General features: G+C 61.5%; 12 protein-coding genes. 5 read left to right on the top strand and 7 right to left on the bottom strand.

The window, feature by feature from the left end; genetic code table 11:
- Nucleotides 1–13 precede the first annotated feature (13 nt).
- Entirely contained in the window at nucleotides 14–1,522 is a 1,509-nt protein-coding gene (betC, locus tag GAL_RS06000) for a choline-sulfatase (protein WP_024096694.1), read from the bottom strand.
- A 180-nt stretch (nucleotides 1,523–1,702) separates the two neighbouring features.
- Complete coding sequence (locus GAL_RS05995; protein ID WP_024096693.1) at nucleotides 1,703–2,911, bottom strand: BCCT family transporter; 1,209 nt, start codon at nucleotides 2,909–2,911, stop codon at nucleotides 1,703–1,705.
- A gap of 160 nt (nucleotides 2,912–3,071) precedes the next feature.
- On the opposite strand from GAL_RS05995, the gene betI reads away from it, so the two are divergent.
- Nucleotides 3,072–3,647 carry a choline-binding transcriptional repressor BetI gene (gene betI / locus GAL_RS05990; protein ID WP_024096692.1) on the top strand — a complete coding sequence of 192 codons (576 nt, stop codon included), beginning with the start codon at nucleotides 3,072–3,074 and terminating at the stop codon, nucleotides 3,645–3,647.
- Nucleotides 3,648–3,677: 30 nt separating this feature from the next.
- Here betI and GAL_RS05985 read toward each other — a convergent pair whose 3' ends face one another.
- The 3 genes from GAL_RS05985 to GAL_RS05975 all read right to left on the bottom strand — a co-directional run bounded on the left by GAL_RS05985 (nucleotide 3,678) and on the right by GAL_RS05975 (nucleotide 6,512).
- The gene (locus GAL_RS05985) at nucleotides 3,678–4,781 is read right to left on the bottom strand and encodes a DUF1036 domain-containing protein (RefSeq protein ID WP_024096691.1); all 1,104 of its coding nucleotides are present in this window, start codon (nucleotides 4,779–4,781) and stop codon (nucleotides 3,678–3,680) included.
- Nucleotides 4,782–4,847: 66 nt separating this feature from the next.
- Entirely contained in the window at nucleotides 4,848–5,795 is a 948-nt protein-coding gene (locus GAL_RS05980) for a DMT family transporter (RefSeq protein ID WP_040103949.1), read from the bottom strand.
- A 111-nt stretch (nucleotides 5,796–5,906) separates the two neighbouring features.
- Nucleotides 5,907–6,512 carry a LysE/ArgO family amino acid transporter gene (locus tag GAL_RS05975; protein ID WP_024096689.1) on the bottom strand — a complete coding sequence of 202 codons (606 nt, stop codon included), beginning with the start codon at nucleotides 6,510–6,512 and terminating at the stop codon, nucleotides 5,907–5,909.
- Nucleotides 6,513–6,626: 114 nt separating this feature from the next.
- Here GAL_RS05975 and GAL_RS05970 point away from each other — a divergent pair, with 114 nt between their 5' ends.
- Both GAL_RS05970 and GAL_RS05965 read left to right on the top strand, forming a co-directional pair.
- Nucleotides 6,627–7,511: a LysR family transcriptional regulator ArgP gene (locus GAL_RS05970; protein ID WP_024096688.1), complete on the top strand. Its 885-nt coding sequence runs from the start codon at nucleotides 6,627–6,629 to the stop codon at nucleotides 7,509–7,511.
- 20 nt (nucleotides 7,512–7,531) lie between these two features.
- Nucleotides 7,532–8,452, top strand: a complete 921-nt coding sequence (locus tag GAL_RS05965) for a COG3904 family protein (protein ID WP_024096687.1) — start codon at nucleotides 7,532–7,534, stop codon at nucleotides 8,450–8,452.
- Nucleotides 8,453–8,462: 10 nt separating this feature from the next.
- On the opposite strand, the gene GAL_RS05960 is transcribed toward GAL_RS05965, so the two are convergent.
- Entirely contained in the window at nucleotides 8,463–8,933 is a 471-nt protein-coding gene (locus tag GAL_RS05960; RefSeq protein ID WP_024096686.1) for a GNAT family N-acetyltransferase, read from the bottom strand.
- A 99-nt stretch (nucleotides 8,934–9,032) separates the two neighbouring features.
- The gene (locus GAL_RS05955) at nucleotides 9,033–9,773 is read right to left on the bottom strand and encodes a YebC/PmpR family DNA-binding transcriptional regulator (RefSeq protein WP_024096685.1); all 741 of its coding nucleotides are present in this window, start codon (nucleotides 9,771–9,773) and stop codon (nucleotides 9,033–9,035) included.
- 179 nt (nucleotides 9,774–9,952) lie between these two features.
- Here GAL_RS05955 and GAL_RS05950 point away from each other — a divergent pair, with 179 nt between their 5' ends.
- Nucleotides 9,953–11,728, top strand: coding sequence for an SLC13 family permease (locus GAL_RS05950; RefSeq protein ID WP_024096684.1), 1,776 nt, complete (start codon nucleotides 9,953–9,955; stop codon nucleotides 11,726–11,728).
- Between the two features lie 112 nt (nucleotides 11,729–11,840).
- Nucleotides 11,841–13,511 carry an FAD-binding dehydrogenase gene (locus GAL_RS05945; RefSeq protein ID WP_024096683.1) on the top strand — a complete coding sequence of 557 codons (1,671 nt, stop codon included), beginning with the start codon at nucleotides 11,841–11,843 and terminating at the stop codon, nucleotides 13,509–13,511.
- The last annotated feature ends 27 nt before the right edge of the window (nucleotides 13,512–13,538 follow it).

Genomic DNA, 13,538 nt, shown 5'->3' with positions numbered 1-13,538 from the left:
GTGAGTGAGTGATCTATTCGCCGCGCGGAAAGCGGTTGCCTTCTTCGACGTCGTTCAGATCCATATGATTGCGCATGTAGCGCTCGGATGCTTTTTGCAGCGGCTGGTAATCCCAAGGGTAGTAGCCACCCTGGCGCAGGGCTTCGTAGACGACCCAGCGGCGGGCCTGGCTGGCGCGCACCTCGGCGTCAAAGCGCTTCAGATCCCAGCGCGCCTCTGATTTGGCGCGTAAGGTTTGCAGCGTGCCTGCGTGGGTCGGGTCATCTGCAAGGTTGTTGAGTTCCTGTGGATCCGCCTCCAGATCGAACAGCTGGTCGGGGTCCAGCGCGCAGCGGTTGTATTTCCATTTGCCATAGCGCAACGACACCAGCGGCGCATAAGAGGCCTCAGCTGCATATTCGATGGCGACCGGTTCGCTGCGCTCCGTGCCCATCGCCAGCGGCAGCAGGTTCTGCCCATCGGTCCAGGGTTCGATTTCCGCCATATCCACACCGGCCAGCGCGCCCAGCGTTGGGGTCACATCCAGCGTGGACACCGGCGTCTCGATCAGCCCGGCAGGCAGATTTGGTGCCGAGATCATCAGTGGCACCCGGGAAGAGCCTTCAAAGAAGCTCATCTTGAACCAAAGACCACGCTCGCCCAGCATATCGCCGTGGTCAGACACAAAGAGGATGATCGCCTCCTGCCTCGTGGTTTCCAGCACCTCAAGGATCTCACCGATCTTGTCGTCGAGGTAGGAGATATTGGCGAAATAGGCGCGACGAGAGCGTTTGATATCCTCTTGCGAGATATCAAAGCTGCGCCAGTCGTTGGCATCAAAGATCCGTTTGGAGTGATTGTCGTGATCGGCATAGTCCATTGCCGGGACCTCTGGCAGCAGATGTTCGCAATCCTCGTAGAGATCCCAGTATTTCTTACGCGCCACATAGGGGTCGTGCGGGTGGGTAAAGCTGACGGTCAGCCCCCAGGGGCGATCATCCTTGCCGCGCGCCAGATCATACAGCTTGGCCTTGGCGTGATAGGCGACCTCATCGTCATATTCCATCTGGTTGGAAATCTCTGCCACTCCTGCCCCGGTGACGGATCCCATGTTGTGATACCACCAGTCGATCCGCTCACCCGGTTTGCGATAATCCGGCGTCCAGCCGAAGTCAGCTGGGTAGATATCGGTGGTCAGGCGGTCCTCAAACCCGTGCATCTGGTCGGGGCCGACGAAGTGCATCTTGCCCGACAGGCAGGTGTAATAGCCCGCGCGGCGTAGGTGATGGGCATAGGTCGGGATGTCACTGCGGAACTCAGCCGCGTTGTCGTAGACGCCAGTGCGCGACGGCAACTGACCGGACATGAAGGACGCCCGTCCCGGCGCGCAGAGGGGCGAGGCAGTATAGGCGTTTTTGAACCGGGTGGAGCGGGCGGCCAGTTTCTTGAGGTTGGGCGCATGCAGGAAATCGGCGGGACCATCGGGGAACAGCGTGCCGTTCAACTGGTCAACCATCACGATAAGGATATTCGGGGCGGTCATCTTTCCAACGTCTCCTTGGTCTCTGCGATGCGGCCTCTGGCCGGGTAAACTGTTACGGCAAGCGGTATTCTGCACAGGGTGGGAACCATGGCGCCTGAAACCGAAGCTGTCTGAAATCTCGTAGCGGCGAAGCCGCGAAGGGCCCCGGCCCTGCCATCTGGCAGGCCGGGGCGCCCGGTCTTAGTGGGCTGCTTTGATGCGATCGAAGTCGAGGGTGTTTTCCTCGGGCGAAGTGGTGATCGCCGCAACTTCGCTGCGCTTCTTTGCGAAGATGTAGATCAGGCAGGCGATGTAGATGCCGATGACCACGGTGCCGACCCACTGGATCTGCAGCCACTGGCTCTGGAAAGCCAGGGTCAGGGCAAACAGCGCCACCGCATTGCCAAGCACATAGGGAAGCTTGCCCAGACGTTCGGCGCTGAGGTTCATGTTGTCGGTGTAAAGGCGGATCAACGAGTCAAACGAGTTGATCACGAAGAGAATGCCAACAACCGTCATGGACCAGTTGATCAGACCTGCGGTCGGAATGGTGTTCAGGTGATAGAAGTAGAGCACCGAGAACCACACCGCGAGCGGGATCGACGGGAACACCAGCAGGGCCGCCAGCAGCTGCCATGTGGTGAGACCGCCAACAAAGCGCGAGGTGAACTGGCCAATCATGATCGACCATGCAAACCACCAGAACAGGTAGAATTCATGGTATTCGGTCAGTGGCAGGATGAACTTGTGGATATTGCCAAAGTAGCCGCCGATATTGCCAGCGGTAGTGGCGAATTCGCCAAGCCCCATCCCCGCATAGGCCCACATGCCGAGGATCAACGCGAAAAACAGGAAGGTCGACCCCACCGACAGGATGCGGACGTATTTGATATCGGTCGAGGAATAGGCCGCCGCCAGGATCACCAGGAAGCAGATCACATAGAAGGCTGGGATGACCGTCTCGCCGTCGCCCACTTCGGCGATGTAATAAGGCATGTAGATCAGGAACAGCGCGCCGGTGAAGGCACAGGTGGTGATGATCACCAGATTGTTCAGCAGCTTCACAATACCGATCTCAAAGAACTTCACACGCGGTTCGATGGCGCAGAAGTAGAATGAGGTCAGGAAGTAGAAGGCCCAGATCAGAAAGCCCCAGAAGCCGAATTCAAGCGCCAGCGGATTGGTGAACGCATAGGCAGGCTCTGCCGCGGTATCCGCATAAAGCGGGTAGTCAAAGGCCAGCGGGAACATGATCAGCCCCACATCCAGACCCGAGGTGAACAGGATTGCGATGAAGGTGAACAATGGTACCGGGGTGACCCCGACAATGCGCATGTTCCACCACTTGATCACGCAGAAAATCACCAGCGCAAAGGCCAGCAAGATCCCGGCTGAGATGATTGTTGTCATACGTCCCTCCCTTGGATGGGCGTTGATCGCCCTTTTGACGTGTGCGGCAGGCATAGCAGAAAAATGGTCGTCTCTAAACCTATTTTTAAATGACCATTCAAGATCCGGAATGCGCATAACAGGAGTTGAAACGCAGAGCGACCTGACGCAAGACTGAAGAATGGGTAGAAAACGAATTCGCGACATCCGCAACGAAGAGCTGATCGAAGCCACCATCATCGCCGTTCACCGACGTGGGTATGGTGTTGTTACCATGGCAGAAATCGCGAAGGAGGCCGGGGCCTCGGCGGCCTCGATCAACTATTACTTCGGCTCTAAGGAAGGGCTGATGGAGGCCACGATGCGCCATCTTCTGAACAAGCTGCGCGAGGCGATGATCCGGGGATATGCCACAGCAAAGAGCCCGAAAGAGCGGCTTTACGCGGTGATGGATGCCAATTTTGACGATGATTTATTCAGCGTCGCGCAATGCAGTCTCTGGATGCAGTTCTGGGCCAGCGCCCCCTATTCGCCGCGCCTGTCGCGGCTGCACAGAATCAATCGCAGCCGTGTGCGCAGCCATTTTCTGGCGGAATTGAACGGCCTGCTACCGCAGGATCGGGTGGAGACGGCCCGCCACGCCCTACAATGCTATATGGACGGGGTCTGGTTGCAGGCGGCCCAGTCCGAGACGCCACTGGATACCGCCCAGGCTCGTCGCGCTGCCCATCGGGTGGTGGATCTGGCGTTGAACTAACTGCGCCTTCACCCGCAGGGACCACGTCGTTTAGTTCAGGGGCAGATCTTGGCGCTGATAGCGCAGCTCCGTCCCGCGCGGCATGTATGACAGCACCAACTCGTTCTCTGTCAGGGAGATGATCCGGTAGCAATGGGTGGGGCCGCCATCCTCAGCCTGGGCGACCAAATAGGGACCCACCCCCAAGGCGTCATCACAAGCGGTCTGAACTGACAACAGCTCAGTCATGGTTTCGACCGATCCGTAGAAATTATGCCGCGAGGCCCCTTCAATGATGAACAGATCATAGGCATCCGCCTGCGACACCCACCGGCCAGCCAGATCATCCAACATCAGATCATGCCGGGTCTCTGCACGCTCTGTCAGGGAATTTAAGCTAGCGAAGGTCACACGGTCGCCGGATGCCAAGCTCTCTCCGGATACGCGCACTGGCGTGCCGGGATCCAGCGCCTGCAGCCGGTCGATAATGGCCGGATCGGTCATCCCGTCATTTGTCACACAAAGCTGCCCCGCCCCCATGACCAATTTGCAGATTACCCGACCATCGCCGCGCTCCTCGCAGCCCTGAAATGTCACGTTCTGATCAAAGATGGTGTCCGCCGTTGCCCCCTCCCCCGGAATCGCCGAGCTGATTGGGCCAGTGCCGCCGGTCTTCGGACGGGAATGACGGCTTATTTGGGCCACATAGGCCGCGCTGGGCTGAGCGCTCCCGGACGGGTCGGCAATAATATTTGTGTCAATCTTGGCGAAAAATGCGCTGCCATAGCCACGGATGGCACAATCCCGGTCGCCGTAGATCGTGAAGTCACCTGGCGCTGTGCAGAATGAGATCCGCTCATCCAGAAACTGCCAATTCTGCGCCTCGCTGCGGAAGTAGTAAAACCGGTTCTTGAGCGACCCGTCGAGCACGCGTTCGCAGGTTTCAGGTGGCAGCGCCCACCAGCCATGGGACATCCACCGCCCATCGTCGCGGTAGGCCAGGCTGACGGACTGGGGCACAGCGGTATCGTTGCAGATCTCCAGCCCTGTGTAGCCCGAACTGTCAGGACCGTCTGCGCCTGCGGCCCCAGCCTGGGCGGGCAGCGCCAGCCCCAGCGGTGCCAGCAGAAACGCCAAGATCAGTCGGGCACGCATGAGTTTCACCTTTGTTACCGAAGCCGTTCGAGGTCCCTAGCAGCGCTATATGACGGTTTTGCGAAATCAGACTTTTGTGGCGAGGCTGGCCGGTGTCAGGGCCCGTCGCTTCAGCACCGCCTCCCGCCAAGTGATGAAGCTGACGGCCGCCAGGATCAGGCAGCCGCCGGCGACCACCCAGATATCGACCGCCTCACCAAAGACCAGCGCCCCGAGCAATGTGGCCCAAAGCAATTGCAAAAACGTTACTGGCTGAGTGACTGTCACCGGCGCCGAGGCGAAGGCGAGCGTCATTGCATAATGTCCAGCGGTGGCAAAGCAGGCGACCGCAAACAGGATCGCCAGCTCCCACAGCGTGGGTGTCACCCACACCGCAGCGGCGAAGGGCGCCAGAAACACCGTCACCCAGATCGACAGCATCGCCACAACCACCACCGGATTGGTGCCATCCACCGTGGTTTTGGCCAAAAGATAAGACGCACCGAAGGCCAACGCAGTGAACAGCATGGCGATATGGCCTGCCTCTACCTCGCGAAATCCGGGCCGCAGGATGATCAGCGCGCCGAGCAGCGCCACCAGAATGGCCCCGACCCGGCGCAGCGCCATGCGCTCTCCCAGAAACAGCGCCGCCCCGATGGAGACATAAATCGGCGAAAGGTAATTCATCGCCGTGACCTCGGCCAAGGGGATCTGGGTCATCGCAAAAAACCACAGGATTACTCCTAAGGTATGGACAAACCCGCGCAGGGCAAACAGCCCCCAAAGGCGCGGTGTCAGCTGGCTGCGGCGCAGTGCGCCAATCATCGGCAACAGAAACACCAGCCCCAGCAGATACCGCAGGAACGCAGATTCCGCTGGCGGGACTCGGTCGCCGAGGTATTTGACCAGCGCCGTCACCGCTACAAAGCAGAAGCCCGTCATCAGCATCCAGAACACGCCTCGCAAGGGCTGGTTGGCGGCGGTGCTTTGTGTGGGCGACGGAGAGTCTTGGGATGTTGAAGTCATGGCGGACATGAGACCACCGGGGCCGCTGCAGAACAACCCTTCACATATGAAATATCTTCAGGGACGGGCCATCAGCATTGGCTTGGTCGGGTAACGCACAGATCTTCATCGCGTCAGGCCCTACATCAGCAAAAGCTTGAGCGCGATCGCCCACATGGTGAGGCCAACCAGCACATCCAGCACCTGCCACGCTCGGGGACGGGCAAAGACAGGCGCCAGAAAGCTGGCGCCATAGCCCAGCGTAAAGAAGAAGACGAAGCTTGCGACCGCTGCCCCCAAGCCAAACACCAACGGCTGCGGATATTGCGCCGAAATCGAGCCGAGCAGCACCACTGTATCCAGATAGACATGGGGGTTCAGCCAGGTCAGTGCCAGCACCGTTGCCAGCATCGGCCAGAGTTTGACCGGCGCCCCCTGCCCATCGGCACTGTCCAGATGCGCCCCACCACGCCAGGCGGCCATCAGGCTGCGCGCGCCATACCACAGCAGAAACGCCGCCCCGCCCAGGCGCATCGCCAGCTCGAACCACGGCACCGCCAGTGCGAGAGAGCCAAAGCCCAAAACACCGGCAGTGATCAGCAGCGCATCGGAGCTGGCACAAGTAAAGCAGATCCAGAACACATGCTGGCGCCGCAGCCCCTGCCGCAGCACAAAAGCGTTTTGCGCGCCAATGGCCATAATGAGGCTGAGGCCCAGAAAGAAACCGGCGATCAGGCTGGGGGGCATGGAGATATCCTTTGGCGGTGTCTGCACGGATCGGTCTCCGCATCTGCGGCTTTGACTACGCCGCCTGAGTGATGTACGCAAATTAATCCGAATAATCTCAATTAAGCAGCGCTAATGAAATTCGATCCAAATCACCTTGCCGCGCTCTCAGCGGTACTGCGGCTTGGCTCCTTCGAGGCGGCGGCGCAGGCGCTGCTGGTCACGCCCTCAGCGATCTCCCAACGGATCAAGGCGCTGGAGGATCGGATCGGCAGCAGTCTGGTGCAGCGTGGCAGCCCGTGCCTTGGCACCGAGGCCGGGCTTCGCATTGCCAAGCATGCCGAGGATGTGGCCTTGCTGGAAGCGGCAGTGTCAGAGGATCTGCGGCTGGAGCGCGCGCCCGGTGCATCGCGCCTGCGGGTGGCGATCAATGCGGACAGTCTGGCGACCTGGTTTGTTCCGGTGATGGCCGCCTGCGACGGACTGCTGTTTGATCTGGTGATCGACGATCAGGATCACAGCGCCGACTGGCTGCGCCGGGGCGAGGTTTCGGCGGCAGTAACCGCCCATGCCAAGCCGGTGCCAGGCTGCGATGCCTACCCATTGGGAGCGCTGCGCTATATTGCGACGGCGTCACCGGGGTTTCGGGAGCGCTGGTTTGCCAAGGGCGTGACACAAGAGGCTGCAACCCGCGCCCCCTGTCTCATATTTAATGCCAAGGATCAGCTGCAGGGGCGCTGGCTCAGCGCACATGTGGGCAGCGGGATTGCACCGCCTGCCCATTTCCTGCCGTCCAGTCAGGCCTTTGTCGATGCCGCATTGGCAGGCGTGGGCTGGGGGATGAACCCTGAACAGCTGGCAGCACCTTATTTAACGACAGAGCAGCTCTGCCCGCTGCTCCCGTACACCCCGCTGGATGTCCCATTGACCTGGCAGGTGAGCCGGGTTCTGGCCCCGGCCCTTGCCGATGTGACCCGAGCTGTGCTCAAATCAGCGCGTCGGCATCTGACGCCGATCTAGCCACCGGGGGCACGAATACAGTGCCAGAGGATAACGACACCAGCAAAACGGATGGCAGGTTATTCAGCCTGAGAACCGATCCCGCCCGCACCTCGCCGAAGCGGCTGCGCATTCTGACACTGGGGCGAAGCTTTCTATGGCAGCTGGTTCTGCCAAGGATCGTGGTGCTGCTGACATGGACACTGTTGAATACTGTCGTGGTCCTGCCGATAAGGTTGCTCTATGCGCTGGTTCTGATCGACGCGCTGCTGCTGCTGTGGCAGGCGCGGTGTTTCCTGCGCAGTGCGGATGCTCATATCCGCGACACCGGACATCTGGCGCCGGTCTGGGGTGGGTATCTGGCCATTCTTTTCGCTGGCTTCGCCACAGTCACCCTGTGGTGGGACGCGGTGCTGATCGCCACCACCCCGGTTGAGCCGGATTATGCCGAGCAGGAACGGCTGGCGCGTGAGGCGCTTTATGACTTGTCGATCACCCCGGATGGGCGGCGGCTGATCTTTGTTGGGGAAATCCCGCATGGGCTGACCCGCCGCGTGGCGGCGATGATGGCGGAAGCCCCGGCCCTGCGTGAGGTCGCCCTGAGCGGTCCGGGCGGGCTGATCTATGAGGCGCGCGGTGTGGCCCGGCTGATCCGGGAGCGGGCGCTGGACACGGTGGCAGAGGGCACCTGCGCCTCCGCCTGCACGCTGATCTTCGCGGCGGGGCAACAGCGCAGGCTGGCCGATCAGGGCATCTTGGGGTTTCACGCCTATGCGCTGAATTTTCCCGGCGGGTTGCCACAGGTGGATCTGGGCCGCGAACAGGCCCGCGACCGGGACTTCCTGATCGAGCAGGGCATCAGCGCTGGGTTTGCCGATCGGCTGTTTGCCACCGCGAGCAACGACCTGTGGATGCCGGACGCGGATGAGCTGCGACGCGAAGGCGTGCTGACGCAGCCCTGATCGTCTCCGATCAGCTCAGGGCCTTGGTCATGCGGTAGTTGTGAAGCCCGACGCCCCGGCGTTCAATCTCGCGGCGCCCTTCGTCAGTGAAGCCCTTCCGGGTAAGAAACCGCTTCGCGGCCTCGCTCGCCTCGACATATAGGCTGCTCAGCCCCAAATCCCGTGCCTGTGCCTCCAACTGCTGATAAAGCGCAAGGCCGACGCCGGTGCCCGCCACATCCGGGTGACAGTAGAAACAATCGATATGGCCGTCCCGCTCCAGCTCGATAAAGCCCTGCGGCTGATCGGCGGCATTCACCGCGACAAAAACAAAGCGCCCGTCACCGGCGCGGCCCTGCCACACCTCCGCCGGAGCCGGTTCCGGGCTCCAGGCGGCGCATTGCTCCGGGCTGTAGTCCCGCGCGCTCACGCCATGCACGGCAGCGTGAAAAATCTGCGCCAGCACTGCGGCATCTTCGGAGCGGAAACCTCTGATTTTCATCGTTTTATCCTTATGCGGATTTGGCCCAAGGGGACTGCACAGACGAAAAGACCCGCCAGTCCGGCGGGCCTCAGACTTTCTCATTGTCACAGCCGCGGTTTACAGCTGCTCCATCACCTCGTCGGAGGCTTCGAAGTTGGTGGTGACGCGCTGCACGTCGTCGTCGTCCTCCAGCGCATCCACCAGCTTCATCAACTTCTGCATGCCCTCAAGGTCGAGTTCCGTGGTGGTGGTGGGTTTCCACACCAGCTTGGTCGAGTCCGACTCGCCCAGTTCACCTTCCAGCGCGTTGGACACCTCGTTGAGGTCGGTATCGGCGCAGTAGATGATGTGGCCATCTTCGGAACTGTCGACATCTTCGGCGCCCGCTTCAATCGCAGCCATCATAACAGTGTCTGCATCCCCGACCGTCGCCGGATAGGTCACCTCACCCTTGCGGTCGAACATGAAGCCAACGGAGCCGGTCTCCCCGAGGTTGCCACCGTTCTTGGAGAAGGTGGAGCGCACGGTGGAAGCGGTGCGGTTGCGGTTGTCAGTCATGGCTTCGACGATGACGGCCACACCATTCGGACCATAGCCCTCATAGCGGATTTCTTCGTAATCGTCGCCTTCACCGGCAGTGGATTTCTTGATCGCGCGGTCAATCACATCCTTGGGGACGGATTGGCTCTTGGCTTCTTTTACCGCCAGACGCAGACGTGGGTTTTTCTCAGGATCGGGGTCGCCCATCTTGGCGGCGACGGTGATTTCCTTGGAGAGTTTCGAGAACAATTTCGACCGCGCGGCGTCCTGACGGCCCTTGCGGTGCTGGATATTCGCCCATTTGGAATGGCCTGCCATGGTGCATCCTTGCTGCTTCAATTTCGATCTGGCGCCCATATAGCCCCGACACCGGGGGGCTTTCAAGCGCCCCATATGCGCCCCGCCCCTACCAGCGCTGCCGGATCCTAGGCACACGCCACGACAGAAGGGTGCATTGCGACGGTTGCCCCGCCCGCCCCAGCGGCTAGAGTGGCGCCATGACATTTGACCAGATTGTTTTGTTCGCCCTCTTCGCCGCTGTCTTTGGCCTGCTGCTTTGGGGAAAGTATCGCTATGATATCGTGGCGTTTTCAGCGCTGATGGTGGCGGTGGTTCTGGGCGTCGTGCCCGCCAGCGACGCCTTTGCCGGGTTTGGCCACCCCGCCACATTGGTGGTGGCGCTGGTGCTGGTGGTCTCGGCCGGTTTGGTGCGGTCGGGCGCTGTATTCCTGATCACCCGCACTTTGGTGGACAGCAGCCGCAATCTGGGCGCGCATATCACGCTGATGGGGGGCATTGGCGCGGTTCTGTCGGCCTTCATGAACAATGTAGCGGCGCTGGCGCTGCTGATGCCGGTGGACATTCAGACCGCGCGCAAAGCAGGGCGCACGCCGGGGATGAGCCTGATGCCCCTGTCTTTTGCCACCATCTTGGGCGGTATGGCGACGCTGATCGGGACGCCCCCCAATATCATCATTGCCTCAATCCGCGAGGAGACCCTGGGAGAACCGTTCCGGATGTTCGACTTCGCCCCGGTAGGTGGGATTGCGGCGCTGGCGGGGCTACTGTTTGTGGCGTTGATCGGCTGGCGTCTGATCCCGCTGCGCCAGAATGCGGCAGGCGCGTCAGAAGCACAGCTGTCCCAATATATTGCCGAGCTGACGGTGCCCGAAGGTTCCGAGATGATTGGCCAGCGGCTGGGCGAATTCGACAAAGAGGCTGAGAAAGCCGATGTGGCGATCCTGGGGCTGATCCGTGACGGTAAGCGGCTTTATGGGCGGGCGGCAGGTCAGCTGTTGCGGGCTGGCGACGCTCTGGTGCTGGAGGCGACACCCGAAGCGCTGGATGAGTTTCGCAGCGCCGCCTCCCTCGACTTTGCCGATGCCGCGCGCCAAGAGAAACTGGCCGCTGCGGGTGATGGGCTGGAGCTGATTGAGGTGGTGGTCCCTGAAACCGCCCGTATCAAGGGGCGCAGCGCGCAGGCGCTGGGGCTGGCGTGGCGGCAGAACACGGTGCTGATGGGGCTGGCGCGGCAAGGCCGCCGCCTGACCCGCCATATCCGTCAGGAACAGATTGAGGCCGGGGATATCCTGCTGCTGCTCTGCCCGCGCGATCGCGGCGCCGATGTCACCGAGTGGCTGGGCTGCCTGCCGCTGGCCGAGCGCGGCCTGTCGGTAACCGCCAATGACAAGACCTGGCTGGCGATTGGTCTCTTTGCGGGGGCGGTGCTCGCGGCCTCGCTCGGGCTGATCTATCTGCCGATTGCACTGGGGCTGGTGGTGGTGGCCTATGTGCTGACCAAGATCCTGCCGCTGGCGGAATTGTATGACCACATTGAATGGCCGGTGGTGGTGCTGCTGGGATCAATGATCCCATTGGGGGCAGCCTTAGACAGCGCCGGTGGGACGGCTCTGATTGCCGAAAGCCTGCTAACACTGACCAATGGGATGCCCGCCTGGGCCATTCTGACAGTGTTGATGGTGGTCACCATGACACTATCGGATGTGCTGAACAACACCGCCACAGCCATTGTTGCAGCCCCCGTCGGCATCCAGATGGCCAATGGCCTTGGGGTGTCGCCTGATCCGTTCCTGATGGCGGTGGCGGTGGCGGCTTCTGCAGCGTTCCTCACCCCTATCGGGCATAAGAACAACACGCTGGTGCTGGGTCCCGGCGGCTATCAGTTTGGCGATTACTGGCGCATTGGTCTGCCGCTTGAGGTGTTGATCATCGCCGCCTCAATCCCGTCAATCCTGCTGTTCTGGCCACTCTGACCGGGCGGCACTTTCTACTACTGACCCAACGGCAGCGCGCGCAGAGTTTGCGCCGATGCCCTCTGCACGCTTAGGCTGATCCCACCACAGGGAGCAATAGCAGAGGCACGCCATGGGACAGGCAACGGACAACGCCGCAGATGTGATCATTGTCGGCGCCGGGCTGGCAGGGTTGGTGGCCGCAGCAGAGCTGGGCGACCGGGGCAAGCGGGTGATCCTGCTGGATCAGGAGCCTGCACATTTCCTGGGCGGTCAAGCCCATTGGAGCCTTGGTGGGTTGTTCATGATCGACACCCCAGAGCAACGCCGCATGGGCATTCGCGACCGCCCCGATCTGGCCCGGCGCGACTGGTTCGGCAGCGCCCAGTTTGACCGCCCCGAAGACCACTGGCCGCAACGTTGGGCACGGGCCTATCTTGAGTTTGCCAGTGGCGAGATGCGCGCCTGGCTGCACGGGCTCGGGATGCGCTGGTTTCCGGTTGTTGGCTGGGCCGAACGCGGCGGCGGCGAGGCTGAGGGGCACGGCAATTCAGTGCCGCGCTTTCACCTGACCTGGGGCACAGGACCGGGGGTGGTCGCGCCCTTTGCCGCGCGGGTTGAGGCCCATGTCGAGGCCGGTCTGATCCAGCCGCGATTTCGCCATCAGGTCAGCCATATCATCACCCAGGGCGGCATCGTCAAAGGCGTCTCCGGCGAGGTCCTGGCCGAAGATCAGGCCCCGCAAGGCGCGCGCACAAACCGGCAGGAAATCGGCGAGTTTGAGGTCTATGCACCGTCGGTGCTGGTGGCCTCTGGCGGGATTGGCGGCAATCTCGATGCGGTGCGGAAAAACTGGCCCGTGGAGCGGCTGGGCCCGGCGCCGCGCCGTATGGTGGCAGGGGTGCCCTTTCACGTGGATGGGCGGATGATCCCCATCGCGGAGGCCGCTGGCGGTCATGTCATCAATGCCGACCGGATGTGGCACTACACCGAAGGGCTGCGGAACTGGGATCCGATCTGGCCCAATCACGGCATCCGCATTCTGCCGGGACCGTCCTCAATGTGGTTTGACGCCAGAGGCGACCGTCTGCCCGCGCCTTATCTGCCGGGCTTCGACACGCTGGGCACTCTGCGTGATATCCTGAAGACCGGGCAGGATTACAGCTGGTTCATCCTCAGCCAGAAGATCATCCAGAAGGAATTTGCCCTCTCCGGATCCGAGCAGAACCCGGATCTGACCTCCGGCAAATGGGGCGAGGTGCTGCGCGCGCGGCTGTTATCGCGGGGCAAGGCCCCGGCCCCGGTAGAGGCCTTCAAGAAACATGGCGCGGATTTCGTCGTGGCTGACACGCTGAGCGATCTGGTCAAGGGCATGAACGAATTGGGGGAGCTGCCGTTGGAGGAAACCCACCTGCGCCGCCAGATCGAAGCGCGCGATGCGCAGGCGGACAACCCCTTTGCCAAGGACGCCCAGCTGATTGCGATCAATGCCGCGCGCAACTACCGGGGCGACCGGCTGATCCGCACTGCCAAGCCGCACCGCCTGCTCGACCGTGCCAATGGGCCGCTGATCGCAGTACGCCTGAACATCCTGACGCGCAAATCACTGGGCGGGTTGCAGACCAATCTCGACGGGCAGATGATCGGCGCGGATGGCTCGACTGTACCGGGGCTATTTGCCGCTGGAGAGGTGGCAGGTTTCGGCGGCGGCGGTTATCACGGCTATAACGCGCTGGAGGGCAGTTTCCTTGGTGGGTGCCTGTTCACCGGCCGTCAAGTCGGACAATCCCGCGCCATCGCATAGCCCTTTTCAACCGCCGAATACTTATGG

Origin of the sequence: Phaeobacter gallaeciensis DSM 26640 (genome assembly GCF_000511385.1) — a bacterium.
Taxonomy (GTDB): domain Bacteria; phylum Pseudomonadota; class Alphaproteobacteria; order Rhodobacterales; family Rhodobacteraceae; genus Phaeobacter; species Phaeobacter gallaeciensis.
The sequence above is the reverse complement of the archived record's forward strand: the minus strand, read 5'-3'. Positions and strand labels throughout refer to the sequence as shown.